Raw genomic sequence first — 25,999 nt, forward strand, 5'->3', positions numbered from 1 at the left:
AAGAAATTACCGCTGCGGTGATGTTTGTGATACCCTCAATCCCCATGAAATCACGACCCTGCAGACGTTTCGGATCGCAGCTCTTTGCCGCCATGATGGCCGTGGCGCTTGCGACTATTGCGGTCTTCGTTTTGGCTTGCGACCAGCGGGCCGCCTTGGCTATGGGTGACAAGCCGCCGGTCGAAATCGGAGAGATCACACCAACCCCGACCCCGACGCCGGTTGCCGAGACCACGCCCGAACCCTTGATCCCCGGCAAACCGGGAGCCACGCACTACGTCGCCCGCGCCCGCGCGGCCGAGCAAGCGGGGGACGCAATCGCCGCCGCCACGTTGTTCTTAAGAGCCGCGCAAGCCTATCCAACGGTTGCCGATGGCGCCCTGGATGAAGCCGCGCGACTGCAATCGGCGGCCGGTCGGCATACCGATGCCATCAAGACGCTGCGCATTTTGCAGCAAAGTCACGGTGCGCGCGCCGTCGCATTGCGAGTTTTGGATCGCCTGGCCAAGGCGCATGACCAAGCCGGCGATAAGCAAACCGCCGTTCGCTTGCACTTAACCGCCGGCAACGAGGGCGGTGATGTCAACCGCAAAGCCTTTCATTTGCTGCGCGCCGCCGAACTTCAACACGAGATGGGGCAGAACGCCTCGGCCGTTACGCTGGCCAAACGCCTGCTGAACGAATTGCCCCCGCATCGCTACACAATACGCGCCATGACGCTCTATCATCAGTGGGCGCTGCCCGGCGACCTTCCCGCACAGGCGCGGCATGCCGAAGAACTCGGTCGCCGCATGTTGAAGAAGGATATGTACGAGCAAGCCGCGGCGGCGCTGCACGCTTCGGTGACGCTGCGCACCCGGGCCGGCAAGCCGGTCGCCCCCACGAGCGAATTGTGGCGCCTGGCCGGCTACTCGCTTTACCGTACGCACCACAACGAGCAGGCCGTTGTCTACTACGAAAAAAGGTTTGCAGCCGGCGGAACCCCAACGGCGGAAAACCTGCACGAGCTGGGCAAATTGTACGCCCGCTTGGGCGACGCCAAGGGTGTGAAGCGCGCCTACGACAGGGTGTCGCGGCACGGCTCCGGCTCCTATCATTTGACCGCCGCTTACCAGAAAGCTTGGCTGGCCATCGAGGAAAGAGATTACGCGAAAGCTCACGCCTATTTCGCCAAGCGTTGCCAAGCCACCCGCAACCGCAACGAACTGGCGTGCTGGCTCGCCGGTTGGACGGCCTTTCAACGGGGCCATAAAAAAACCGCCATCAATTATTTCACCCAAGCGGCGGCGAACCGACGTTTTCAGGAAACGTGGCGCTACAAATATTGGCGCGGTCGTGCGCTGCTGGAATCCGGAGGCGTCGAGAAAGGCCTCGCGGCCCTGCATCGCCTCAACAAGGACCGCCCGCACGACTACTACGGGGTTCTAGCCGCGGACATACTGCGTCAACGCAAGGCGCCGTACATCGACTTGAAAGACCATATGGCCCGGCCCGCCGCCGGCGGCTACTCGTTGGCACCTCCGCCGGCCGGTTGGTGGCGTGAATACGACGAACTGAAAAATTCCCTGGGACACGTCATCGAACTGACCGACGTCGGCTTGTGGCGCGCGGCGGGGGCGGAATTGGTGTTCGTGCAATTGCCCAAGAAGCTGTCGCCGCCGGAAGATTACGCGCTGGCCGAGATCTGTCGCCGAGCCAAGCGCTACGATCTGGCGCGCAAGTGCGCGTACCGCGGCGGGGTGTATCACTACGTCAAGAATTCTCGGGTTTCGTTGTTGGACGGCTATTACCCGTACTACCTGCCGCTCGGCTACGAGGATTGGGTATTGCAGTACGCCAAGCAATTCCGGCTACCGCCTGCCCTTCCCTTTGCGATCATTCTGCATGAATCCGGATACCGCGCGCAGGTGGTCAGCCCGGCGTATGCGGTGGGCTTGATGCAAATTCTTCCGCAAACCGGGGCGCAGATTGCCCAAGGATTGGGCGAAGCCTACGATGAAGACAGTTTGTACGATCCGGAGACCAATATTCGATTTGGCTGCTGGTATTTGCGGCACTTGCTCGATGAACTGGGCGGCGATCCGGCGTACGCCATCGCCGCATATAACGCGGGTCCGAAAGCGGTCGGGAAGTGGCTGCGCAACAAACGGGATGCCGCTCAAACCCAGTTCGTCGCGGAAATTGTTTACCAGGAGACGAATCGATATGTGCGCCGCGTTTTGACTTCGATGAAAAAGTACGAGGTTCTGTTGCAGAGTCGCGATAACTCAGGCTAAAATGGCTCAATTGGGTTCCCATGTATTTGTTTGGTTTTGAGTCACAAAAGGTAGTGGAAAACGATGAGTAGCCAACCGCTCACTCCCGACCAACTGAAGTTGATCCTCGATTCGATTCAGGCGATCGGTGGCACAATCATCAACATCAGGCGTTATCCAACGGGTTCATCGTTGATCAAAATGGCGTTGGAACGAGCCACTTCGCAATTCGATCGAATTTTCGAAGAGATGGATTCGTTCACCGTCAGCGAGAGCGAAAAGCAGATTCTGATCAACGACGAGCGGCTACCGGAGAAGTTGGCCAACCTCGCCTTTGTCGTACGCTTTCTTTCCACCATCATGGACCGCAACGTTCGCAGTTTGACTTTCAGCAAAGGGCTGACCGCCCGGGAATTAAAAGATTTCATCGAGTTGCTTGGTCACCACCCGGACGAGCTCAAGACCATGGGCGCCATCAACGACCTGCTTCAACAAACCGGCGTGGAACACATAACCATTGACGCCAAGGTTTTCGTGGCGATTCGCAAGGACCAAGTCGTCGCGGAGATAAACGCTCTGGAAGGTTTGCGGGACGATATGACGATCAGCGCGGAGGGGTTTCAAGACAGCACCTTCATTAAGTATTTGCTGACCAAATTGCGCGACGGCGAACTCGCGATTCCCGAAGCCAAGCTAAAGGAAATCAAAAGCCGCATCGATTTCGACAAACTCGCCGATGCGAAAAACATCGACTACGATAAAGTCGGCCCGTTGATTTCCAGCATGCTCGAAGCGTTCAACGAGGACATACGTCAAGTCGAAGAGATGCCCGATACGGACATGACAACCGTTGCCGTCGCCGCCGATATCGCCCCCTCGCTGAGTCCGGAACTATTCGACGCCATCCGGTCGCAGACTCTGACCGTGCGGCAGGATGCTGCCGAGTCTGAACGCGACGATCGCGTCCACAAACTGACCAAGACTTTCGAGGGAATCAGCCAAGCGATTTTCGGTTTTAAGCAACCGGCAGTCCGAACCAAGCTGCTCAACGACTTCCTGACGATCGTCACGAATTTCAAGACGCGCACGCTCGGTCAGATGCTCTTGTCGCGCCTCGCCGACAATCCCGCGCACGATAAAGAACTAAAAGCGCACGTCATCTCCACACTTTCGCTCAAGAAAAAATCGGCGCTCATCGACCTCTTTTTGGGCAAGTATCAGCGGTGGATTGAAGGGCTTTCGCCGGCCGATTTCGAGGTCGAATCAACCGAAGTGGAGAAAGCCGAGGACCTGCTAAAGAAGCTGCTCGGCGTAATCCGCCGCCAAAAATCACCTCCGGAATTGGAGGAGAAAGCACGCCGCGCGTTGGCGGTTGTGCACAATTTCCGCGAGGAAGCACCGACCCCGGAAAAGCTTCTCATTCTTAAAGTGCGGCGGTTATTGTCGAAGGATCCCTCGTTCCTTGTCGAGGAAAAGATCGAGGCTTTCATCCCCGACTTGTTGTTGCGCCTGGTGGATATGAAGCGCCCGGACGTTGCCAAGAAGATTCTTGAAAAGCTCAATATGAACGTGCAAAGCGAGGACGAACAAACCCGTCTGCGCGTGGCCGGCACCATCGTACGGGTTAGCCAACAATTGCTGGACGCGAACGCCCACCTTCTTCACGGTACGATTTTCGGGTTGCTGCTGCGCGACTTCCGCCGCGAGAAGGAGCAAAGAGTCTTCGCCGCGTTCTTGGCCGCACTGGTTTCCGACCTCGGCCGCTTGATCGACGAAGGTCACTTCAATCTGGCCATTCAAGTCTTCAAGGGTATCAGCACGCTGAAAGACAACGAAGATAATCCGGTCAAAATCAAGTTCCTCGAAATGGCCGAGAAAAAGATCACCTCCCACGCCGAATTGCTCGACCACCTGGTGAAACAGTTCACCGAGGCCGACGAGAAACAATCGGACCTTGCCCTGCAGATTCTGCTGCGTATCGATGAATCGCGGACGGTGATGACGATGTTCGATTTGTTGCTCAACAGTGAAGAAATGCGCGTGCGGAAAAAGGCGATGCATGTCTTGACTCGCATACCCGAGGCCGCCGGCCCGCAAATCCGCGACCACCTGTCGAAACCGGAACACCCCTGGTATTTCGTGCGCAACCTGATTCACCTGGCCGGCGATATGAAGGCCGCCGGCGCCCTACCCGAAGGCATCGAGCGCGCCGTTGCCGCTCACGCCAAGCATGAAAACGAGCAGGTGCGCAAAGTCTGTTTGTCCACGCTCGTGAAAATCGGCAACGACAATGCCGACGGAATCCTTGCCGAAATGTTGCCGAAACTCGACGAAGGCAGCCGGCGGATCGTCATCAACCACATGGGACATCGCCGCTCACCGCAGGCAATCGAATACATGTTGGGACTGCTGGAACCCGGCCTGGTCGATCGCGATGAGGAATGGGCTTTGGAGCTCATCAGCGCGTTCGGCCGTATCGGCGACGAGCGTGCCGTGCCCCCGCTCAAGAAAACCCTTAAACCGGGCGGGCTGGCCGGCTTGTTCAAGCGCGGTCCCAACGAGAAAGTCATCGCCGCCATCCTGCGCGCCCTCGGCAACATCGGCGGCGAGGACACGAAATCCATCGTCAGCAAGTTTACGCACGACGCCAACGCCAATGTCTCCCGGGCGGCCCAGGACGCGTTGCGCAACCTTTCGGCTGAGTGAAAGCTTCCCTAGCGGTCGAGTAAATCCTGTAGAGCTTGGAACGTGCGCGCCACGGTGCCTTGGTGAGATTCGAGCGCACTGCGCGCCGCAGTTCCGGCGGTCTGTCTCGCGTCCGCATCGCTGAGCCAGAGTTCGATCGTCCCGGCGAGTTCCACCCCGGACGCCACCACCGTCAAGCCACCCGCGGCCCGCAGCGCCGCGACCTCCATGCGGAAATTCGGGGTGTAGGGCCCGACCACGACCGGCACGCCGTGCACCGCCGCCTCTAACACGTTTTGTCCGCCGCGTCGCCCAAACGAACCGCCGACGAACGCGGCGAATCCAATTCCATACACCCAGGAAAGTTCGCCGAGCACATCAACCAGAAGCACGTCGGCCTCCGCCGCTTCCTCGACGCGGGAACTCGCGCGCCGCGCCAGGGACAAGCCGCTTCGCATAATATCCGCTGCCGCTTCGTCGCAACGATTAACGTGGCGCGGAGCGATGACGAGAGCCAAATCGGGATGCGTTTTACGCAATTCAAACACGGCCTGCGCAACCAGCGACTCTTCGCCCGGGTGCGTCGATCCCGCCACGAAAACGCGTCGTCCTTCGGCGAATTTTTCGTAGTATGCCGCCTCTTTCGGCGCGGGAGGCGCGACGACGTCGAACTTCAAGCTACCCAACACCTGCATTCTGTCCGATGAAACACCCAATGCGGCAAAGCGCTTGGCGAAAAGGTCGCTTTGCGGAAAAACGGCGGTCAACTTCTCCAACGCCGGTCGCATACCACAACGGATGATCCGATACCAACGATAACTCCTGTCCGACAAACGGCCGTTGACCAGCACCACTTTCGCGCCCGTCCGCCGCGCCGCAAAAATTGCGCACGGCCACAATTCGGTCTCGAACAGCACGAGCAAACGCGGTTCAACCCGCCGCATCCAACGATACGCCAACGGCGCAATATCGACGGGCACGATCGTCGCGATTCGCTCGCCGAACAATTCACGCGCCCGGGCGTATCCAGACGGCGTAAACGTCGCCACCAGCACCGGCGCGCCGCCTTCGTTGAGGAAGCGGCGAATCAGGCCCTGCGCCGTGTTCACCTCACCCAGCGAAGCGCACCAAACGACGACCGGGCGTTCGCCCGTCCGGCGCGGCACGAAGCCGAAACGCGCGGCGAGACCGTCCCATAATCCTGGTTTGAATAAGCCGAGAACGACCACGACGAAAAACACGGCGGGCGCGAGGTGCACTCCCAACAGGGCGTAGATAAACAGGAAAATCACGGCGCGGCGCTCCTTTCCATCCGCCGGCGCTGTCGCTCCAGGTGATGGCCGACCGGATCCCGCATATAGAATGCCTCCTGTCCTTCCAACCGGAAATTACGCGCATGATAGACGCGCAATGTCTCCACTTTCTTACTCCCTCGCAAGCGGAAGATCGGCGGCAACTCGGTCACCTCCTCGAAATGCCGGGCGAATTTTCGCGGCATGCCCCCTTCTTCTACGAAAAGCACGTCCCGCCCGGCCAAATTCCGAAAATCCTGCCACAGCGTAAACTGACTGCCGCGATGCGCGTAATCCGCAGTATAAATCGGCGGGTGGTCCGGCAAATGATAGCGCAGTTCGGCGGCGGTCTGATAGGTCTTGGTCGCCAGTTGTACGCCTTCGAACGACTGTCGCCTTTCCTGCACTTGTCGCGCTACGTCGCCCCAGCCAAAGGATTGGTCGCTCATGTCCGGCTTCAAGGGCACAACGCCCAACAACGCCTGTAAATACACGGCGATGAGTCCAAGCAACGAAATGGTCAGACCGATCACAAAGACTCGGCGCATCCGATCACCGCGGGCTTTGACGTATGCAATAGCCAGCGGCAGAAAACCCAACCACATCACGGCAGGCCAATTGCCTTGCACTTTCGCCCGCAGACTGTTGACCGCGAAGTAGGCGGCGATAAACAGGGCCGGCACCGCCAGCAACCGAAGGCCGCGGGATGGCTCGCCCCGTTGTCGCACTGCCCATAGCGCGCCGAGAAAACCGAGCACAGCGAGAATGGGGGAGACGATACCCAACTGCGCCAGGAGGTAGTCGCCGAGGGAAAGCAGCCGTTGCCATCCCACAATATCCGGGTCGACGGCCAGCTTTCGCACGGCGAAAAATGTGACCCATTGATGCATTTCGTTCCATTTGATGACCGGTACGACACAAATTGCGACCGTTGCGGCCCCAAAATACGGCCACGGCGACCTAAAATGGCGTCGGCCAACGGGATCTAGTGTCGCGGTCGTCACCAAACCGAACGCGAAAATGATGGCGCTGAGCTTCGCATAGAGCGCCAGCGCCAGCAGTGCGCCGACGACAATCCAACCTCGCGGGCGATCGTCGAGTATCGTGCGCGCGAGGACCCACCACGCCGCGGCGATCAGCGGCAGCATCAAGCTGTCGTGCATAACCAACGCACCGCCCGCTCCGAAAAGCGGTACCGCCTGCATGAGTAGCGCCGCCCAAAATGCGGTTTGCTCGTCTATCGTTCGCCGTACGAGTCCGAAAACCAACAACGAACCGGCCAGGGAGCAGAGGGTCGCCAGCACCCGCAGCGACACCAAGCCACTGCCGAAGAGCGCCGACCACCCGCCATGCAGCCAGGCGATGCCGCCGGGTTGATCCCAATAGCACCAGTCAAGCTGCAGGCCCCACGTCCAGTAGTAGGCTTCATCGGGAATGATGCCGACGCCCAGCGAAACGATAAGCCGCACGAGGTGAATCGCGCCGAGGATGGCCAGTAATCGGAGGAAAGTGCTTCGCACGCTCTAATCGTGGTCGTGAAATTGCAGATTGTAAAGGCGCGCGTATTCGCCGTTGCGCGCCATCAACGCGTCGTGGTCGCCATCTTCGACGACCTGCCCGTCGCGCAACACGACGATGCGGTCGGCGCGGCGGATCGTGGAAAGTCGGTGCGCAATCACAAAGGTCGTACGCCCGCGCATGAGGTTTTCCAGCGCATGCTGCACCTCGCGCTCGGACTCGGTATCTAGGGCGCTGGTCGCCTCGTCGAGAATGAGAATCGGCGCGTTTTTGAACAGCGCCCGCGCGATGGCCAGCCGTTGGCGTTGCCCGCCGGAGAGCTTCACGCCCAGTTCGCCGATGCGGGTGTCGTAGCCGTTGGGGAAGGACGTGATGAACTCGTGGGCATGCGCCATTTCGGCCACGCGCACGACTTTGTCGAACTCGGCCTCCGCCTGCCCGTAGGCGATGTTGTTGCGAACCGTGTCGTCGAACAGGAAGGTATCTTGGGTCACCAGGGCGATTTGCAGACGCAGCGATTCCAACCGCAGTTCACGAATATCGTGGCCGTCGATCAGCACGCGCCCACCGGTCGTGTCGTAGAAGCGGGGAATCAAATTGATAAGCGTCGTCTTCCCGGCGCCGCTGCCGCCGACAATCGCCACCGTCTGGCCGATTTTCACGTCCAAGTCCACGCCGCGCAGGACCGCCTCGTTGGGATCGCCGTAATGGAAATGAACATTCTCCAGATGGACGCCGTCGCGGACCGGCGGCAGTTCCCGTGCCCCCGGGGGGTCGGCAACCGTGGCCACTGTATCCACGACTTCGAACACCCGCTGCGCCGCGGCCAACGCCGATTGAAACGCGTTGTTCATGCGCCCGGTGCGCTTAATCGGTTCGTACATCATGCCGAGCGCGGCGAGGAAACTGAAAAAACTACCCGGCGAGATCTTGTCGCCGATCACTTGCATACCGCCGTAGAAAATCACCGCCGCGGCCGCCAAGCTGCCCAGCGCCTCGATTGCGGGCGCCGTGATTTCCTCCCATTTGACACGTTTGACGTTCGCGGAGTAGTTGCGCTGGTTTTCATCGTCGAAGCGCTGCTGCTCGTACTTCTCCATCGCGAAGGCTTTGATGACCCGAATACCCGTGAAGTTTTCCTTCAGGATCGAAGTCAACTCGCCCATCGACTCCTGGCCGCGCTTGGTGTACTTGCGCACCTTCTTGCCGAAACGCACGATCGGATACGCCGTCAGCGAAAACAGGACGATGATGATCAGCGCCATGTCCCACCACATGAAGATCGCGACAATCGCCAAACCCAAAATCGTCACCGGTTCGCGAAACAAATTCGTCAGTGAGGAAACCGCGCGCTCCATCATGTTCACGTCGTTGGTGATGCGGCTCATCATCACGCCCGTGTTGGTATCCGTGTAGTAGTCGACGGAGAGCATCTGGTATTTTTCGTAGAGCTCCTGGCGAATGCGGCGAATCACACGCTGGCCGACCACGCGCAACACGTAGTTTTGCACGAAGCGGAAAACGCCCTTCATCGCGTAGATGCCAATGACGAGAAACGGCAGAAACTGCAGCCACATGCGGGCTTCGCTTTTGTCGGGGTTGGCGAAGATGCGGTCCATTGCCGGCTTCACCAGATACGCGGTGGCGCTACCCGCGCCCGATACCAGCAGCGCGCAGCCGAAAGCGACGGTCACCAGCGCCGTGTACGGCTTAAAGTAGACGAGCAGCCGCAGGAATTCCTGCCAGCCCTCGCCCTTCCAGAATTTGACTCTCGCTTTTTTAGCCATTCACTGCCTTTTGGCTGTGCCGCCGCGTCACAAAATCAAGCACGACGTCCGCCACGTGGGCGCTCACTTCGCCACGGGTCAGCGCCGCGCGCACTTGGTCGCAAGCCTCCAAAGCGGCATCACGGGCCGGGCCGTCACGCAACAAATCCTGCGCTTCGGCTGCCACGATCTCGGGCGTGCAATCTTCCTGAATGAGTTCGCGAAATGCAATCCGGTCCAAAACGATGTTCGGCAGACCGATCTTGTCCGTCTTTACCAGACGCCGGGCCAACGCGAAGTTGAGCCGGTTGCCGCGGTAGACCACGACGTGGGGCAAACGGGCCAAGGCCGCCTCAAGCGTGGCGGTACCGCTGGTAATGACGCCCGCGTCGGCCACGGCCAACAGAGTGAAAAAATCATCACGCAAGTACTTCGCCTCGACGTCATACCGGGAAAAGTACGGGCGCACGTCCTGTTCGGCGACCGTCGGCGCTAAGGGCACGACGAACTGGACATCGGGGTTTCCATCACGCACCAGCGCCGCCGTTTCGGCCAGCACCGGCGCCAAATGGAGAATTTCGTTCTTGCGGCTGCCCGGCGCCAACACCAAGACCGGGCGTTCCGGATCGAGGCCGAGTTGGTTTCGTGTTGCCGCGCGCTCCGGTGCCGACGCCGCAATGGTTTCCATGATCGGATGGCCGAAGAAACTGCTGGCCACGTCTTGTTTTTCGTAGAGTTCCCGCTCGAAGGGTAGCGCCACGACCATATGATCGATGCGGTCGGCAATGGTGACAATGCGCCCGGTGCGCCACGCCCATACCTGCGGGCTGATGTAGTACACGACCGGAATTCCCCGCCCCTTGGCCTGGTTGGCCAACGCTAGATTGAAGTCGGGTAAATCAAGGCAAACCAGCACGTCGGGGCGACGCTCGTCCATCGCCTTGAGAAGCGCCCGGTATACGCGGCGCAGCGCGAACAAACCCGACACGACGCCGGTGAAGCCGACGATGGCGATTTCTTCGGCTTTGCCCAGCGCGGTGAGGCCCGCGCCCACGGCTTGCTCGCCGCCCACTCCCACAAACTTTGCACCGGGGGTTTTTTCGCGGATGGCGCGGATCAGCCGGGCGGCATAGGTATCGGCGCTGGCTTCCCCGGCCACGATCATGATAAGCGGCTCGTCCGGTGGCGAAGATGACGGCGCCCAGTTTTTCGGCCGCACCAATCCGAAGCCGGTGTAGGGTTTCAACCAATCCAATAGAGCCCATGAGTTGATCACGCCGATTGCCGCGCCCACGGTCACGTCAACGGGAAAGTGAACGCCGACGTAAATCCGGCTTATCGCGATGAAGGCGGCCGGTATGAACAGCAGGTAGGTCCACCGCCGGTAGGCGTAGCTGATCGCGGTCGCCACGCCGAAGACGGCAGCCGAGTGCCCGCTGGGATAGGATCGCGAGCCTAGCTGGGCGCCGATAACATGTAGGAAGCGAAAATCGGAAAGGTTTGGATCGGGCGAGTGCAACGCGTAGATGTTCTTGTTCAGGAACCAAACGACCTGCGTCTTGATCGCCTCGGCGGCGTCGATGCCGAACCACGGTTCGTTCATCGGTCGCGGACGCATCACGAGTTCTTTGACGATTTGCACCCACAAACCGCCCAACAGCACAACGATGCCGAGTGTCAGGAAGTTTTTCGGCCAATTTTTACGGTCGAAGGCGTAAAGGCCCAGTGCGCCGAATATGGGCAACACGAGGCCGTCACCAAGGTTGGTCAGTACGCCGAAGATGGTGTCCAGCGCGGGATTCGACCACCCGCTGTTGATCAGGCAGAAGAGATAGCGGTCGATTTCGGCGATCCGCTCGACCACGTCACCACACCAATTTCCACTCGAAGTAGACCTGCGCCGCGTCGTGTGCGTTCGTGCGGAAATAGTCGCCGGTCATAAACAAGTGGCCGCCGTAGACGGCGAAAATCACGTTGTTGGAGAACAGGTAGTCGACCCGGGCGTCCAGCTCCCAACCGATTTCGGCGTCGTTGGTGTCGGGATTCTGCTCCGCCGCGCGTAGATAACCCCAACTCACGTAGTAGTGATGGTTGTCTTGAAAACCGAGATCGAGACCCAGGTTGGCGAAGATCGTATTTTCGATGCCGCCGCTGCCCAGGCCGTCGCGCAGCCGCCCCGGCACGCCGGCGCCCGGGGAAAGGTGCTCGTACACCGAGAAGTAGCCGCGAGTGATGTACTCGTCCATCAGGTCGTCACGGATACCGAAGTCGTTGTCCGGCGCGAAGAACCCTTCGTAGTCGATGGTGTCCGGGTCGTCGCCCGAACCGTACCCGGTGGTCAGCGCCAGCGTGTCCGCGCCGGTAATCGCGTAGTCGGCCTTCACGATGCCGCCGAAGCCCTTGAAATTGATGTCCTGCGTTCCCTCGACGTCGTCATTGGCCAACAGCTTGCCGAACTGGTGATCGTACTCGGCGTTGAGCGTCAGATCGCCGAATTGGCCGACCCAGTTCGCGCCGAGGTTCCATTGCTGGCTCTCTTGGCTCGTGTATTTCTCCTGCGTGAACTCCGGCAGCAGTCGCAACGGGCTGTTGGGGGCGACGACGTTCGGGAACTGCGTCACTTTCCAATCGTTCACCCAACCAAAGGCCTGCACTTTGTGGTTGTCGTTGATTTGACTTTGGATCCACGCCAAGAACGTGTCTTCATCGTCGTTCCACTTCATTTTCATTTCGTAGTTTTCGCCCTCGTACTGGCGCACGGCCCCGAGACCGGCGGTCAGCCACTTGGGGCCGAAGTAGGTGTAGGCGCCGTCATGCTCGTTACCCATAATGAGGCGGTTGCCGAGGAAATCGATCGGCATGCGGCCGAACACGAGGTACATGGGGATCGGGTAGAGGTCGATGCGCGTATACAGTTCGCGGAAATACAGGTCCACCCGGTCGAACTTGGCCTGACCGTTGCCGCCGACCACCGGCGCTTGCGAGCCCCAAACGATATCGCCCAGTTGCATGAGCATGATCAGGTCGGCGGTGTCGCCGAAGTTGAACGTCGTTTCCATCTGCAGGCGTTGATCCCACCAGCCGTAGTCATTGCTGAGTGTCGATTCAGGATCGTAGGCGAAGACGCGTTCGCCGCCGAAATTCGTATAGGCGTTGCGGGTGTTCGCCTCGACCAGGGCGCGGCTGCGGAACTCGCCGTGGAAGGTGAAATACCAACCGTTGGCCAGCGCGACGCCGTCGCGGTCGCGATCCCAATCCAAGCCCTCGATATGCCCCGGTTTCGGATTGCGCGGCTGGTTTTCCAATTCTTCGATTCGCTTCTCCAGGGTTTCGATTTTTTTCTGCAGATCGACTTGATTCGAATCGTCGTCTCGATCTTCGGTGTCGCCTTGGTCGTCCTGGTCGTCCTGATCGCCGTCGTCTGCGGCAGCGCTTGCCGCGGCGAAGCAGAACAGCACGAAAAGCACCATCAACAGGCGCAAGCAGTTACGTTGTTGCACAGCCATAGCTCCTTACGATTGCGAAACGCCGACAAGCGAAATCGCATGGGCGTCCGCCGCGGCATAGACTTTCTCGGGTTCGAGCAGCAACACGGCCCCGGCCTCCACCGCCAGCGCCGTCGCCCCAACACGCGCCAGGGTCGAGATCGTACTCGGCCCGATGGTCGGCACGTCGAAGCGCGGGTCTTGCTTCGGCCGCGAAACTTTGCACACGGTCAGGCCTCTTCCGGCGAGCTTTCCCGCGCGGCGTACGCACGCGTCAGTATGCTCGAAGGCTTCCACGGCGATCACCGTCCCGGCCTTCACGGCCACGGCCTGGCCGATGTCGTAGCCGGCGACGGCGGTTGCCACTTCGAATCCTAAAGCGATATCGCGCGCGACTTTATCCCCCGGGGTCGGCCCTGCCAAGTGGCCTTCGGGAACGAGTAAATCGGCGAGGATAATCGTCTGTTTCGCCACACGCATACCGCGGCTCTTCAACTCATCGGCGATCACGCCGAACAGGGAAGAATCCTGGCGATCGGGCAGCCGGGCCAGCATGGTCAGAGCGGCGGCGTCGAACTCGATATCGGCGAAATTCAACTGCTTGTCGACCTTGCCGATCAGCAATATTTCTTTGACGCCGTGTTGGGTAAAGTAGTCAAGCATCGCCCCGGCGTGGCCGACGCTTAACGTGACGCATTGGTCGCAATACCGGCCGAGTTTCTTTTGACCCGTTTCGGCGAATTGCACGGCGACGACCGGCCGCCCGGCCGCGCGAACGGTCTTCGCGGCCATGAGCGGCATTTTGCCCGCGCCGGCCAATATTCCGAGAGGGGCTTTTGTCGCCACGTTACGCATCCCGAATTTTCTCGAGCACTTTGAGCGCGACTTTCAAGCTGCGCAATTCCTTATCGACGCTGATCAGCCGGTCGCCGTTGGCCATGGCGTTGTCGAGAAAGTGCTGAATCTCGTGCTTGAGCGGGTTGCCGCGGTGTACGAACAAACGTTCGATGACGCTTTCCTGGCGGTAGTTCAGCGAGTTGCTCATGATCTGGTAGCTGCTGCTGGCGCCGCGGTGGATTTGAATGTCTTGTGTGGCGTAATCCAAGTGGATGTAGGCGTCGCGTTGCTGCACGTCCAGGGTGCGGATCTTCTCTTCGCTGACACGGCTGGCGAGCAACGAGCCCATCGCGCCGTTTTCAAAATCGATATGCAGGCTGACGATGTCCTCGTAATCGCTTCGCACCTTGCGGCCCATGACGTGCAGGTCGGCCACGGGTTTGTCGACCAGATTCAGGACGATATCGATGTCGTGAATCATCAGGTCCATCACGACGCCGGTTTGGACGCTGCGCCCGGTCCACGGGCCGATGCGGCGGCTCTCGACCAAAAACGGATTGCTGATAATCTTTTTCATTTCCTGCAACGCGCCGTTGAAACGCTCGACGTGGCCGATGTGCAGCGCGAGATTGCGCTTGGCGGCCAGTTCGAAAAGTTGCTCGGCTTCGGCGAGGGTCGGCGTAACCGGCTTTTCCAGCAAGACGTGGATATCGTGCTCAAGGAAATCCTTGGCGACCGCGAAATGCAGTTCGGTGGGTACGGCGATGGACACGACGTCTACCTTACCGAACAGGTTGCGGTAGTCGGTGAACCACGGGTAGTTAAACGGCGCGGCGGTGGCTTCGGCCTTTTCGGGGTCGGTGTCGCAGACGCCGATCACTTCGACTTTGAACAGTTCGCTGTAGGCTACGACGTGGTAACGGCCCATGTGACCGACACCGACGACTCCGGCGCGAATTTTCTCAGGTGTTTGCGTCAACGTTCCTTCCTCCTGGCAATGCCGCGTTCGCTGGCCGCGATGAAGTCGAGAAAGCGCTCCACTTCGGGCACCAGCGGTACCTCAGCGCATACTTTATCGATCGCATTGGGTAGCGACAGCGGTAATAGAAAGATGATGCGATACATCTGCTGTAACGCTCGCCGCGCCGCTTTGTCGACGCCGTTGCGTTGCATGCCGATGATGTTAAGACCGCGCGGTTGAGCCGGCGCGCCCTGCATGACGAGATAGGGACACACGTCCCTGCCGGTCAGCGCACCGCCGCCGAGCATGGCCATCGTGCCGATGCGCACTCCCTGATGGGCCCCGGAGTAACCGCCGAGCAGCACGCGATCCTCGATGTGACAATGCCCGGCCAGACCGGCGCAGTTGGTCAAAACGACGTGGTTACCCACGCGGCAATCGTGCCCCACGTGGCTGTATGCCATGAAGTAGTTGTGATCGCCGATACGAGTCGGCGTGTCGGGCGACGTGGCGCGGTGCATCGTCGCGTACTCGCCGAACCAGTTGTCATTTCCGATTACCAATTCGGTCTTTTCGCCGCGGTAGGACAGATGCTGCGGGTCGCCGCCCAGCACGGTCCCGGCCTTCACGACATTGTTCTGGCCGACCGTCGTCCACCGGCGGATCACCGCGTGCGACTCCAGGCGAGAGCCCGCGCCTACCACGGTGTCGGCTTCGATCACGCAGAACGGACCCACCTGGACGCCCTCGCCCAACTCGGCTTTCGGATCGATGATCGCGGTGGGGTGGATGAGCGCCACGTTCACTTCCCTTCCAGTTCGTCCACACGGCGTTCGAGGCGCTTGAGGGTCTTGAGCGCGGTCGGCATTTTGGTCAACGCTGCCAGTTCCCGTTTCCAATCCATGTGGTTCTTGGCCGGCATGCCGGCGACGACCGACCCATCGGGCAGATCCTTCGTAACGCCGCTCAGCGGGCCGACGACGCAGCCTTTGCCGATACGCCCGTGGGGCACGACCGCAACGCGCCCGGCGAGGATGGTGTCATCCCCGACGACCACCGAACCGGCCAACCCGACTTGCGCAATCAGCAGGCAGCGCTTGCCGATCAGGCAGTTGTGCGCGACTTGCACGAGGTTGTCGATTTTCGTGCCCGCGCCCACAACCGTGCGCCCGAATGTCGCTCGATCGACGCACGAATTCGCGCCGATTTCCACGTCGTCTTCGATGACGGCAATGCCCTTTTGGGGAATCTTCACGTGTTCGTCGGCCGAGCGGAAGTAACCGTAGCCGTCACCGCCGATCGCCACGTTGAAGTGGCAAATCACGCGGTCGCCCAATCGGCAGCGATCTCCGACGCGGGTGCCGGAATGCAGGCGGCAATCCGCTCCGACGACAGCGTCGGCGCCGACATACACCTGCGGCATGATGACGCTGCGCGCGCCTACTTGCGCCCGCGGGCCGACGTACGCTCCGGCCATCACCGTAGCGGTCGGGTCGATGGTCGCGGAGGCGTCGCACAAGGCGCCGGTGTCGACGCCAGGAGCGAAGGTAGGTTCAGGCACGAAGACCGCGGCGGCCTGCATGGCAGCCAGTCGCGGTTCCGGCACGATGATCTGCGTGAGGTTCAGATCGGGGATTTCTTCGCTGACCAGGACAGCGGCCGGCGTGCGGTCAGCTACCGCCGCCAAGTATCGTGTGTCGTCGACGAAAGTGATTTCGTCCTCGCGCACGTCGTCGACCTGCGCGATACCGGTCACTTCCACTTCGCCGTCGCCGCAAAGCCGCCCACCGAGCAGCGTAGCCAACTCGTGCAACTTCATTGCACGTTCCTTATTGGTTCATACGGCGGACGACCTCGTCGGTCAGGTCGACCGAGCTTGAACCGTACAGCACGACCGAGCCTTCGGTCATGACGTCTTCGACTTTAAGCAGTACGAGATCGAAGCCTTTTTCACCGGCGATTTTTTCGGCGACGCCTTTTACTTTGGCGATGACGGTGCGGAAGTTTTCGAGTTTGAACGCCTCGAGGTCCATCTGCGCCTTGTACCCGCCTTGCTGCAGTTTCCCTAACATTTGCTGCAATTCCTGCTGCTTTTGGCCCTTGGCTTCGTCGGTTAGCGCGTCTTTGGTCTTCTCGTAGCTGTCGCGCAGTGCCACGAATTCGAGTTCCATTTTCTTCAACTTGATTTTCGCTTCGCTTTGCCGCGCCTCGATATCCCGGCTGATCTGCTGCCCCTGGGAAGTCAGTTCGAGAACGCGCTGCAAATCGACGAAACCCACCTTACCGGCCCACGCCGGCGTGGCCACGGCCACCGCGAGCAGGCAGACGGAGACAATAATCCATTTTCGCATGTGCGAGACTCCTTTCGACTAGAAGAAGGTGCCGATACCAAACTCGAACACCTGATTCTCTTCGTCATCGCGTTTATACAGCGGGAAACCCCATTCAAAGCGCAACGGTCCGATTGGACTGATCCATCGGACACCAAACCCCCAGCTTTGACGGAGATCCCGAAAATCATACCAGTCTTCTTCCACAAAAGCATTGCCCACGTCGTAGAACAACACGCCCTTGATGCCGATCTGCTTGATGATCGGAATGAGCAGCTCAATGTTGCCCTGCAGGTATTTGTTGCCGCCGATGACGCTTTCCACTTCGGCGGTTGTCGTGGCCGGATTGGCCAGGTTGCGCGGGATGACGCTGGTTTCCCGCGGGCCCAAGCTGCGCGAGAAGAAGCCGCGCACGCTGTTGAGGCCGCCGAGGAAGTAACGCTCGGTCACCGGCAAACGTCCGGAATCGAGGTTGTCGGCGTATCCCGCCTCGCCGTTGACCATGATCGCAATGCCCCACACAACCGGCACGTAGCGCCGGCCCATGGCGGTGTATTTGAGGAAGTTCAGATCGCCGCCGAATGATTCGCTGGCCCATTCGGTGGAGAATGAGAGCCGCGAGCCGTCGGTCGGATCGAAAGGATGGTTGACGGTATCGCGCTGCAACGTGCCGCGGGCACTTGTGGTCGTTTTGCGGCCTTCTTGCAGCGTCAAGAACAAAGACGCGTTACTGGCGACGTTGCGGATATCGACATCTTGGTAGGTGTAGGCCAAGTGCGCCTGGATATCCAGATACAAGGGGCGACCGAGGCTGACAATCGCCGCCTTGTCCAGCCGCTGGAACGAGAAGTAATCGCGGTCGGTGTAGTTAAGTGAAAGGCCGAAGATCCAGCGCGTATCCAGCAGGTACGGTTCGCGGAAACGGATGGTGCCGTTCGTGCGATATTGACCGAGTTCGCCTTGCAGCGAGAACTTCCAGCCGTAGCCGAACAAGTTGTTGTGGCTGATCTGCGCCGTGCCGACAAAATTCTCCAAACTCGAGAAGCCTACGCCGATGATGAACTGCCCCTGCATCTTCTCAGCAACTTCAATGACCACGACCACCAAGTCCTCGCGGCTGCCGCGTTTCCATTTGACGGATACTTCGTCGAAGTAGCCCCGCCGCATCAGCAGCGCCTTGGATGCGCGGATGCCCGGACCGGAAAAGAGGTCACCTTCCTTAATAAAGAGCTCGCGGCGGAGAACCTTATCGCGCGTGCGGTCGTTGCCTAGTATTTCGATTCGCTCAATGTAGGCGAGTTTGCCCTTGTTTACCGTGAACTTGATGCGCACGCGGCGGGTCTGCGGATCGGGTTCGACGCCGGGCTCGATGTCGGCGAATGCGTAGCCAACGTCGGTGTAGCGGTTCTTCAATTTGTCGAGGGATTTGTCGAATTCCCCGCGGTTGAAGACCTCGCCGACCTCTACGCTGATCAGTTCCATCAGGTCTTCTTTTTTGAACAGCAGTTCGCCTTCGATGTCGACGCTTTCCACGTAGTACTGCGGCCCCTCGTTGATCGCCACCGACACGTACATCCAGCGTCGATCGGCCGACAGCGAGACGACCGGCTGCCCGATTTGTACGAAGTAACCCGCGTTCGCGTAATACATGCGCAGCAGTTGCAGATCCTGCGCAAACATGGTTTCGCGGTAGACGCCGCTGTTGCCCATGAAGCTGAACACATGCCCCTGCTTGGTCTGCAGCACTTTGCGCAGTTCCTCGTCGGTGAAGGCGTTGTTACCGACGAAATCGATGCGCTTCAAGAAGATTTTGCGGTATTCCGTAATACGAATGACGACCTTGACGCGGTTGTTCGGCAAGGGCTCGATTTCGTAGCCGATATCGACCATGAAAAAGCCCTCGGCCTCGTAAAGCTGCCGCACGCGTTCGATGTTTTCTTTGATTTTCGCGATCGACAGAATCGTGTTCGGTTTGAGATCGACAATTTCTTCGATCTTGTCGTCCTTGACCTTGTCGTTGCCCTCGAACACGAACTCCTTAACCGCCGGTTTTTCCTCGACGACGATCACCATCGTCTTCCCGCGGGGAGCGTCTTCGAGTTCGATGCGCACGTCGGCGAAAAATCCGAGTTCAAATATGGCCCGCAAATCCGCGTCGATGGTCATGGAGTCGAGCAGGTCGCCGGGGCGGGTTTCGAGGGCCGCAAGTATGGCGTCGTCTTCGATACGTTTGCTTCCCTCGATGCGAATGTCGGTGATGATCTCCGTCGTCGTCTGCGCCACGGCCGCCGAGGCGAGCCCGCAAACGAATAGGACCAAAATCAGGGCGAAACGAACCTTCACGACGCCTCCTCAAGTCGGCCGTCGGTCAAACGACACACCCGCGGCAGTCGTCCGGCCAAACGCTCGTTGTGAGTCACGACGATGAAACTCGCCTGCCAGATTTCATTTATTTTGAACATAAGGTCCCATAATTTCTCGCCCGTGGCGATATCGAGGTTGCCGGTAGGTTCATCGGCCAGGATGAGTTGCGGTTCCATCACCAGGGCGCGGGCGAAAGCGACACGCTGCTGCTCGCCGCCGGAGAGTTCGCCCGGCTTATGGGCCAAGCGGTCTCCGAGGCCCAGTTTTTCCAATTTTTCGGTGGCGCGATCGGCGGCGGCTTTGCGATCCAAGCCCGCAATCAACGCCGGCATCATGGTGTTTTCCAGGGAATCGAATTCCGGAATCAGTCCGTGGAATTGGAACACGAAGCCGATGGACCGATTGCGGAACGCGGAAAGAGCGGCGTCGGTTTTGTATGGACGCGGCCGGGCCGGCGCCGGTTCACTGGTGGTGTCTGTCTTCCCGTGCGGGAGGGTACTGTCGTTGTCCGCCGAGCCGTTCACCAGCCGGTCGTCAAAATAGACTTGGCCGGAGGTCGGGTGTTCCAGTCCTCCGATTACGTAGAGCAAGGTCGATTTTCCGGCGCCGGACTCCCCGACCACGGCGAGCATGTCGCCCTGCGGCATGTTTAGATTCACGCCGCGCAACACTTCGATCGGCGCACCGACATCGAAGTAGGTTTTGGTCAGGTTTTTGGTTTCCAGCAATGCCATCGTCGTCCTTATTCATACCGAAGGGTGCGAACCGGATCCAACCGTGCCGCCACCCGGGCGGGAATCCACGTTGCCACAAAAATGAAGCCCAACGAGAAAACCAGAATCATCGCCAGATCCGACACGCGCAGCGTCATCGGCAGAGTGTCGATAAAATACACGGTGGGATCGATTTTCACAATCTTGTGTTCGATTTGCAGCCAACACATAAACAACCCTATGCCGGTTCCCAAAACGCTGCCCAGCAACCCCAGGAACATCCCCTGCACCATGACGATGGCGCGAATCTGCCGGGCTGAAGCGCCCATCGCCCGCAGCATGGCGATACTCTTCTGCTTGTCCATCACAACCATGTAGAGCACCGAGAAAATGTTCAGCGAGGCCACGAACACAATGAGGCCCAGCAAGACGAACATGACGAGTTTTTCCAGCTTGAGCGCCGAAAACAGGCTGCGGTTCATATCCTGCCAGGTTTTTGCCCAGAAGGGCCAGCCCAGGTCGGCGCGAATGCGGTCGGCCACGACCTGCGCGTTCCAGATGTCGTCTAGGCGCAGTTCGATGCCGGTCACCGTGTCGCCGTAGTCGAAGAACTTCTGCGCCTCGGCCAAGTCGATATACGCGAATTTCGTATCGAAATCGTAAAATCCCGTCGCGAATTCGCCGACGATCACAAATTTGGTCGTTTTAGGCACGACGCCGAACGGGCCGATATCACCAATCGGGTTGACGACGTTCAATTCTTCCTTGTCGAAGACCCGCAGCGTCGCGGCCAAATCCCGGCCCAGAATGATACCCGGATACTTGCGGTCGCTGTTTTCGGAGCCCGGCATCGTCAAGGGCGAGTGCTTTTCGTGTAGTTCCTCGAGCGAGCCGGACTGCATGCTTTTGGCGATGTTGTTCACGCCGCTGGCGGATTCGGAATCGATACCCCTTAAAATCACACCGGTGGCGCGGTCGGCCGTGTTGGCCATCACCTCCCCGATGACAAACGGCGTCGCGGCCTTTACGCCCTCGATCTGCAGGATTTTCTTTGTTGTTTCGCGCCAGTCTTCGATGCGCCCGTTGTGCGACAAGACCACGGTGTGGCTTAAGGTGCCGAGGATTTGCTCGGTCACGTCGTCTTGAAAGCCGGTAATTACAGACAGCACGACGATAAGCGTCGCCACGCCGACCGCCACGCCGATAAGCGCAATCAGGCTAATGATCGAAAGCGCCACTTGGCGGCGTTTCGGTCGCAGAAATCGCAAACCGACAAAGCGCGAAAATCTCATCGCCTCAGGACTGTTCCTTTCTCAAGAGCGGAAATAGGATCACGTCCCGAATGCTGGGTTGATCGGTAAGCAGCATGACCAGTCGGTCGATCCCGATCCCCTCCCCCGCCGTGGGCGGAAGTCCGTATTCAAGCGCGCGAATGTAATCGCCGTCGTATTCGTGGGCTTCCTCGTCGCCCGCTTGTTTCGCGGCCAACTGATCCAAGAAGCGCTGCCGTTGATCTTCTGGGTCGGCCAACTCGTTGAAACCGTTGGCGATTTCTCGCCCGTAGATGAACAACTCGAAACGATCGACAACCTCCGGGTTCTCGTCATTCCGCCGTGCCAGCGGGCTGATTTCGGTCGGATAATGGTAGATGAAAGTGGGTTGAATCAGCCGATCTTCAACCTTCGCCTCGAATATCGCGTTCAGGAGACGCCCGGCGCTTGGCCGGCCTTCGATTATGATCTCGTGCCGCGCGCAGAATTCCTGCATGCGCTCCATGTTCTGCAGGTCCGCCTCGGTCAGGTCGGTGAACTGCGTTACGGAGTCGGCCATGGTCAGTCGCCGCCAAGGGCGTTCCAGCTTGATCGTCTGCCCCTGATAGGGGAACTCAATAGCGCCGTAAATGCTTTCACTCAGGAAGCAAAACAGTTCTTCGGTGAGTTCCATGAGCTTTTCGTAGGTAGTATAGGCCTCGTAGAACTCCAGCATCGTGAACTCGGGATTGTGCTTGATGCTGATGCCTTCGTTGCGGAAGTTGCGGTTGATTTCGTAGACCCGCTCGAAGCCGCCGACGACCAATCGCTTCAAATAGAGTTCAGGCGCGATGCGCATAAACAGTTCCATGTCCAGCGCGTTGTGGTGCGTGGTGAACGGCCTGGCGTTGGCTCCGCCCGCCAGGGGTTGCAGCATGGGCGTCTCGACTTCGATGAAATCACGCTCGGCGAAAAACACCCGCACGAGCCGCACGATCTCACTGCGAGCACGAAACACTTCGACGACGTCGGGGTTGGCAATTAAATCGACGTAGCGCTGCCGATACCGGGTTTCCTGGTCCACAAGACCGTGCCACTTTTCGGGCAGCGGGCGCAGCGCCTTGGACAGCAGCGCGCAATCCTCCGCGGCCACCGACAGTTCGCCCGTCCGCGTTTTCGCCACCCGCCCCTCAAACCAGAAAAAGTCGCCTATGTCTGCGCTTTTCTTGAATAATTTATGATTTTCGGGGCCCACTATCTTCTTGATCAGCAAGGCTTGGACACGGCCTGAGCAGTCGTACACGTCGGCGAAAACCGCGTTGCCGAAATCGCGGATGGCCTTGATGCGGCCGGCGATCGACACACGCGCGCCTGCTTCCTCGAGCTCCTCGGCGCTCATTTCGCCGAATAGCTGGTGCAACTCCCCGGCGCCATGGCTTACCGGGCGAGTCGTGGGAAACGGATTGATTCCCATCTCGCGCAGGGCCGCTAGTTTTTCGCGGCGCTGCTCGATGATCTTGTTAGTATCTTCGGGCATTTTTCCTCTCGTTTCAGCCATTCGGAAAAACGCGTCACCCTATGTTTTTTCGCGCTATCCTGTCAAGCGATCACTGCCGAAGTGAAAACAAATAGGCTTCGATAAAGCGGTCGAGATCGCCATCGAGAACGGCGTCGACATTTCCGGTTTCCACGGCGGTACGCAGGTCTTTGGCCATACGGTACGGATGCAGCACATACGAGCGAATCTGGCTCCCCCAACCGATCTCTTTTTTGTCGGCATTCAAAGCGGCGATTTCGTCTTGTTTTTTCTGTAGTTCCAGTTGGTAAAGGCGGGCGCGCAACAGCTTGAAAGCGGTCGCCTTGTTGCGGTGCTGGCTGCGCTCATTCTGGCACTGAACGACAATCCCGGTCGGGAAGTGCGTGATCCGTACGGCGCTGCTGGTCTTGTTGACGTGCTGCCCCCCGGCTCCGCTGGCTCGATAGGTGTCGATGCGAAGGTCTTTCTCGTCGACCTCGATTTCGACCTCGTCCTCGATATCCGGGTACACGAAAACGCTGGCAAACGAGGTGTGTCGGCGGCTGCTGGCATCGAAAGGACTGATGCGCACCAAGCGGTGAATGCCGATTTCCGCCTTCAGCAGGCCGTAGACATTTTTGCCTTTGATTTCAAGGGTGACGCTTTTCAGACCCGCCTCATCGCCGGGTTGATAATCGATTTCCTCCACGTCGAAACCGCGCCGTTCGGCGTACCGCAGGTACATGCGCAGCAACATCGACGCCCAATCGGCGGCTTCGGTGCCCCCGGCGCCGGAGTGGATCTCCATGATCGCGTCGGCGCTGTCGGCCTCTTCGGAGAAAAGCATCTCCAGTTCCATGTTACTCAGGGTTTTTTCGACCTTTTTCACCTTGCCGGGCACTTCGGCGGCTAAGTCGTCGTCTTGGGCTTCTTGCGCAAGTTCGAAAGTGACTTCCATTTCTTCGACGGCGGATTCGAGCCCGCGCCATTCGGCGAGTTCTTTTTCCAGGTCACTTTTTTCTTTGAGAAACGGACGGGTGGCTTCGTTGTTGTCCCAGAATCCGGGGGCAGCGATTTGTTCTACTAGTTGGCCGAGGCGGTCGCGCTTGGCGGCCAGATCAAAGATACCCCCGAAGTTCTTCAAGTTTTTCGCGTGCTTCCGAGATGCGCTCGGCAAAATCTTCCAACATCGTTATTTCTCCTTGCGGTCGCGCAGTCGGCGCGCCACTACGAATATCAAGAGACCAAGATAGATGACAATGCACAAGTAAGGGAAAAGATTTCCTGTGCGTTGATAGAGGCTGACGGTGTCCATCGCGTAGACAGTGCCGACCGGAGCGGCCTCGACGTAAAGGCCGGTTTTTTGAACCGTTCGCCCCAACGGGTCGATGATACCTGAGATGCCGGTATTGGCGGCGCGGGCCACCCAGCGGCGGTTTTCGATCGCGCGAATGCCCACCTGCGCCCAATGTTGATAAGGAGCGGAGGTCGGGCCGAACCAAGCGTCGTTGGTGATCGTCACCAAGAATTTAGCACCCAGCGCGTTTTGGCGTCGGACGACTTCGGGATAGACCGCCTCGTAGCAGATGAACACCGAGAACGGCGCTTTGGGATAAGGCATCATGGCGTAGTAGCCGCCGGTCTCGAAGTTCAGCGTGCCGGCGATTCTTTTGCGCGGCAGCCCCAGGAGGTTCGTGAAAAAGTCGAGGCCGGCCTGGAAGTGGTGCTTAAAGGGGATGTATTCGCTAAAGAGCACCAAGCGGTTTTTGTCGTACCATTGCACGTCGATGCCGGCCGGATTCACCAGGACGGCGCTGTTGTGGCTGGTGTACTGACCGCGGGGGTCGTCGCGGTTCAGCCGCTTGCCCGAGGTGGGCACTCCGGTCAACACCCAAGCGTTGTTTTCGACGGCATAGTGCCGAACTCTCTCGTTCAGCGGACGCCAGCGTCGTTGCCGAACCGGAATCGACGTTTCGGGAAAGATGATCAACTCCGCGCCCTCGGCTTTGACCCGGCGCGCCAATTTCCCGAAGTTATCGAATATCCAGGACCGATATTCCGGCTTCCACTTGCGGTTTTGATCGACATTCCCCTGCACGAAACCGACCTTGACGGCCGTGCCCTCTTTCATGCGGTTTTCGATCTGACCGGAGCGAATGACGCCGTACGCGAAGCCGGCCAGCACGATCACGACGACCGCGGTAATCAAACGGCGCGGCAGGGTCGTCCGCCGGCCGCGGCGATACCACCACAGTTCTGCGAACATGACGTTGCTTAGGGCGAAAACAAGGCCGACCGAAAGCGACCCGAACAGATCGAAGGTCTGGTTGAAGTACGGAATGTGATACGCGGCGTTGCCCAGCAGGTCCCAGGGGAAACCGGTCAGAAACCACGTCAACCAGAAATCCCAGAAAATCCAACCGAGCGGGAAGACCAGCCAAAGGGGCAGCCGGCCCTTTTTAACCGCCCAGTGCAGCACGCCGAAGTTCCAACTCCAGAACGCGCCGAGGCACAGGCAGACAACCGTCGTCACCAAAATCCCGACGGCAAAGGGAATCGGAGAGAAGTAGGTAATCGGATAGACGATCCAATAGACCTTTCCCAGACTGCCGAGAAAGCCGGCGAGGAAACCGAAGAACATGGCGGTCTTGGCACGCTCGGCGTCCATCGCCAATACGAGGACCGGGGCCAGGCAGATGAAGGCAAGAAATCCGAGCCCGGCATGCGGGAAACACAAGGTGTAGAGCGCCGCGGTCAAATACGCCGGCCACCACTCGTGTTTGAGTTTGAAGAGCAAAAACAGAAACACGGGTAGGAAAAACACCCATTGCCACTGCTTAAATAGCGGAAACCCGGCAAGAAAAAACACAAAGGCCGCAATCCCCGGCCAGTTCGACCGGGCAAAATCGAGTGACAGGATTTTCTTCTCGCCGCTTCCCAACACGAATTCTCTCTTTCACCTGTGAGTCAAAGTTGCCGGATCATAGCAAAAGCCGCCGGTCATTCATAGCTTGCCGGGACGCCAAC

At 59.2% G+C, this 25,999-nt stretch carries 18 protein-coding genes; 2 read left to right on the top strand and 16 right to left on the bottom strand.

Annotated elements, in window-relative coordinates; genetic code table 11:
* The first annotated feature begins 44 nt into the window (after nucleotides 1–44).
* Nucleotides 45–2,276 (top strand): transglycosylase SLT domain-containing protein, encoded by a 2,232-nt coding sequence (locus P9L99_01545; GenBank protein MDP8222018.1) that lies wholly within the window; start codon nucleotides 45–47, stop codon nucleotides 2,274–2,276.
* Nucleotides 2,277–2,339: 63 nt separating this feature from the next.
* Nucleotides 2,340–4,961: a hypothetical protein gene (locus P9L99_01550; protein MDP8222019.1), complete on the top strand. Its 2,622-nt coding sequence runs from the start codon at nucleotides 2,340–2,342 to the stop codon at nucleotides 4,959–4,961.
* An 8-nt stretch (nucleotides 4,962–4,969) separates the two neighbouring features.
* Here the strand turns inward: P9L99_01550 and P9L99_01555 are convergent, their stop codons facing one another.
* The 16 genes from P9L99_01555 to lnt form a co-directional block, all read right to left on the bottom strand.
* Nucleotides 4,970–6,232, bottom strand: a complete 1,263-nt coding sequence (locus tag P9L99_01555) for a glycosyltransferase N-terminal domain-containing protein (GenBank protein MDP8222020.1) — start codon at nucleotides 6,230–6,232, stop codon at nucleotides 4,970–4,972.
* Complete coding sequence (locus P9L99_01560; GenBank protein MDP8222021.1) at nucleotides 6,229–7,752, bottom strand: glycosyltransferase family 39 protein; 1,524 nt, start codon at nucleotides 7,750–7,752, stop codon at nucleotides 6,229–6,231. Before P9L99_01560 ends, P9L99_01555 begins: the two co-directional genes overlap by 4 nt.
* Nucleotides 7,753–7,755: 3 nt before the next feature.
* On the bottom strand, nucleotides 7,756–9,537 hold the full coding sequence (gene msbA, locus P9L99_01565) for a lipid A export permease/ATP-binding protein MsbA (GenBank protein ID MDP8222022.1): 1,782 nt from the start codon (nucleotides 9,535–9,537) through the stop codon (nucleotides 7,756–7,758).
* Entirely contained in the window at nucleotides 9,530–11,380 is a 1,851-nt protein-coding gene (gene lpxB, locus P9L99_01570; GenBank protein MDP8222023.1) for a lipid-A-disaccharide synthase, read from the bottom strand. Before lpxB ends, msbA begins: the two co-directional genes overlap by 8 nt.
* A 1-nt stretch (nucleotide 11,381) precedes the next feature.
* Nucleotides 11,382–13,022, bottom strand: coding sequence for a hypothetical protein (locus P9L99_01575; GenBank protein MDP8222024.1), 1,641 nt, complete (start codon nucleotides 13,020–13,022; stop codon nucleotides 11,382–11,384).
* A 6-nt stretch (nucleotides 13,023–13,028) separates the two neighbouring features.
* A complete protein-coding gene (gene lpxI, locus P9L99_01580) occupies nucleotides 13,029–13,847 on the bottom strand; it encodes a UDP-2,3-diacylglucosamine diphosphatase LpxI (GenBank protein MDP8222025.1) in 819 nt (272 codons plus the stop codon).
* 1 nt (nucleotide 13,848) lies between these two features.
* A complete protein-coding gene (locus P9L99_01585) occupies nucleotides 13,849–14,817 on the bottom strand; it encodes a Gfo/Idh/MocA family oxidoreductase (protein ID MDP8222026.1) in 969 nt (322 codons plus the stop codon).
* Nucleotides 14,814–15,605: an acyl-ACP--UDP-N-acetylglucosamine O-acyltransferase gene (gene lpxA / locus P9L99_01590; GenBank protein ID MDP8222027.1), complete on the bottom strand. Its 792-nt coding sequence runs from the start codon at nucleotides 15,603–15,605 to the stop codon at nucleotides 14,814–14,816. Before lpxA ends, P9L99_01585 begins: the two co-directional genes overlap by 4 nt.
* The gene (gene lpxD / locus P9L99_01595; GenBank protein MDP8222028.1) at nucleotides 15,602–16,618 is read right to left on the bottom strand and encodes a UDP-3-O-(3-hydroxymyristoyl)glucosamine N-acyltransferase; all 1,017 of its coding nucleotides are present in this window, start codon (nucleotides 16,616–16,618) and stop codon (nucleotides 15,602–15,604) included. The genes lpxA and lpxD overlap by 4 nt, the downstream gene beginning before the upstream one ends.
* Before the next feature lie 10 nt (nucleotides 16,619–16,628).
* Nucleotides 16,629–17,150, bottom strand: a complete 522-nt coding sequence (locus P9L99_01600; protein ID MDP8222029.1) for an OmpH family outer membrane protein — start codon at nucleotides 17,148–17,150, stop codon at nucleotides 16,629–16,631.
* 18 nt (nucleotides 17,151–17,168) lie between these two features.
* Nucleotides 17,169–19,472 carry an outer membrane protein assembly factor BamA gene (gene bamA / locus P9L99_01605; GenBank protein MDP8222030.1) on the bottom strand — a complete coding sequence of 768 codons (2,304 nt, stop codon included), beginning with the start codon at nucleotides 19,470–19,472 and terminating at the stop codon, nucleotides 17,169–17,171.
* The gene (locus P9L99_01610) at nucleotides 19,469–20,227 is read right to left on the bottom strand and encodes an ABC transporter ATP-binding protein (protein MDP8222031.1); all 759 of its coding nucleotides are present in this window, start codon (nucleotides 20,225–20,227) and stop codon (nucleotides 19,469–19,471) included. Before P9L99_01610 ends, bamA begins: the two co-directional genes overlap by 4 nt.
* 8 nt (nucleotides 20,228–20,235) lie before the next feature.
* Nucleotides 20,236–21,498 (bottom strand): ABC transporter permease, encoded by a 1,263-nt coding sequence (locus P9L99_01615; protein ID MDP8222032.1) that lies wholly within the window; start codon nucleotides 21,496–21,498, stop codon nucleotides 20,236–20,238.
* A gap of 4 nt (nucleotides 21,499–21,502) precedes the next feature.
* A complete protein-coding gene (gene lysS / locus P9L99_01620) occupies nucleotides 21,503–22,993 on the bottom strand; it encodes a lysine--tRNA ligase (protein MDP8222033.1) in 1,491 nt (496 codons plus the stop codon).
* 70 nt (nucleotides 22,994–23,063) lie between these two features.
* A complete protein-coding gene (gene prfB, locus P9L99_01625; protein MDP8222034.1) occupies nucleotides 23,064–24,116 on the bottom strand; it encodes a peptide chain release factor 2 in 1,053 nt (350 codons plus the stop codon).
* 48 nt (nucleotides 24,117–24,164) lie between these two features.
* Nucleotides 24,165–25,916: an apolipoprotein N-acyltransferase gene (gene lnt, locus P9L99_01630; GenBank protein MDP8222035.1), complete on the bottom strand. Its 1,752-nt coding sequence runs from the start codon at nucleotides 25,914–25,916 to the stop codon at nucleotides 24,165–24,167.
* Nucleotides 25,917–25,999 lie beyond the last annotated feature (83 nt).

The sequence above is a fragment of the Candidatus Lernaella stagnicola genome (assembly GCA_030765525.1).
Classification (GTDB): domain Bacteria; phylum Lernaellota; class Lernaellaia; order Lernaellales; family Lernaellaceae; genus Lernaella; species Lernaella stagnicola.

Bases quoted from the DNA above. Each gene is read 5' to 3' on its own strand.
- P9L99_01600 (MDP8222029.1), bottom strand. From the start codon at position 17,150: ATGCGAAAATGGATTATTGTCTCCGTCTGCCTGCTCGCGGTGGCCGTG.
- msbA (MDP8222022.1), bottom strand. From the start codon at position 9,537: ATGGCTAAAAAAGCGAGAGTCAAATTCTGGAAGGGCGAGGGCTGGCAG.
- P9L99_01545 (MDP8222018.1), top strand. From the start codon at position 45: ATGAAATCACGACCCTGCAGACGTTTCGGATCGCAGCTCTTTGCCGCC.
- lpxD (MDP8222028.1), bottom strand. From the start codon at position 16,618: ATGAAGTTGCACGAGTTGGCTACGCTGCTCGGTGGGCGGCTTTGCGGC.
- P9L99_01575 (MDP8222024.1), bottom strand. From the start codon at position 13,022: ATGGCTGTGCAACAACGTAACTGCTTGCGCCTGTTGATGGTGCTTTTC.
- P9L99_01610 (MDP8222031.1), bottom strand. From the start codon at position 20,227: ATGGCATTGCTGGAAACCAAAAACCTGACCAAAACCTACTTCGATGTC.
- lysS (MDP8222033.1), bottom strand. From the start codon at position 22,993: ATGCCCGAAGATACTAACAAGATCATCGAGCAGCGCCGCGAAAAACTA.
- P9L99_01550 (MDP8222019.1), top strand. From the start codon at position 2,340: ATGAGTAGCCAACCGCTCACTCCCGACCAACTGAAGTTGATCCTCGAT.
- P9L99_01615 (MDP8222032.1), bottom strand. From the start codon at position 21,498: ATGAGATTTTCGCGCTTTGTCGGTTTGCGATTTCTGCGACCGAAACGC.